Consider the following 1,166-nt stretch of genomic DNA (forward strand, 5'->3'; position numbering starts at 1 on the left):
GAGGTATGTGATGCCACGACAGATATTGATACTGATGGCGATGGGGTGATTGACGCTGGTTCTGGTTCGGATACCGATGGTTTTGAGAGCTTTGATCTTACGGGTGTGATTGCTCAGATAGGTGGAGGGGAGCCTGTAGATATCTTAGTGTATACAGATCTCGCTTTCGCGGAAGCGAACCCAGACGACCCAACGCTTGCAGTGGCAGATGTCACTAACTTTATCAATACCACATCTGGTAACCAAACGCTCTACGCACGTGTGGAAAGAAATGTGCCAGGCGATGATGACTTAGACAGCGACGGAAACTTATGTTATGTGATTGTGCCTTTTGAAGTAATTGTAAATCCGCTACCTGTATTGGCAGAAGCGGGACCTATTGATTATACCTTCTGTGAAGAATTTGATGGTGATGATACAATGGGAAGTGTTGATCTTACAACCCTTGCAGATGAGATAGGGATTCTTGCAGCGCCACAGGTGACGAGTGATTTTACAATAAGCTATCACCAGTTACTAGTGCAGGCAGAGGCAAACACGGCTGCACTAAGTTCGCCATACACGGTGGCAGATGGAGAGGAACTGTTTGTGCGTATTGAAGATAACACTACAGGTTGTGTGAACTTTACAAGCATCATCTTTACGGTCGAGAGCCGTCCAGAGGTATCTCCAGCAGATAATATGGTACAGTGTGCCGATGATCTTGGGATTAATGTTGCGCCTAATCAAGATGAGGCTACCTTTGACCTTACGCAGCAGAATGCTATGATTACCGGTGGGGTAACAGCTACCTCTGTAACCTATTACACCAGCCTTGCAGATGCAGAGGCGATGGTTAATGCAATAGACACGCCTAGTGCTTATGTGAATACGAGTAACCCACAAATCATTTATGCTAGAGCGGTTAATACAGCTAGTAACTGTGAGAGTACGATGGTGGTAGACTTTGAGATATTTGTGCAACCACTACCATATACAGACCTTAGCAATGAGGGTGGACAGATTTGTGTGGATGAGATTACGGGTGAAGCGCTTGATCCATTTACGATAGATGGTACGGTAGAAGATCCTCAGATTGGGGTGAGCTACAGCTATGCGTGGACACTAGATGGTGCATTGATATCACTAGATCCTGTGGTGACTGTAGATGCTGCAGGAACCTACCA

Annotated in this window: 1 pseudogene; it reads left to right on the forward strand. The window is 46.0% G+C overall.

Going from position 1 to position 1,166, the window contains the following annotated elements:
* Positions 1-1,166, forward strand: a pseudogene (locus tag ACJJVM_RS00005) (iron-regulated protein FrpC); the annotation flags it as partial.

It is taken from the genome of Dokdonia sp. Asnod2-E02, assembly GCF_045063915.1.
GTDB lineage: Bacteria > Bacteroidota > Bacteroidia > Flavobacteriales > Flavobacteriaceae > Dokdonia.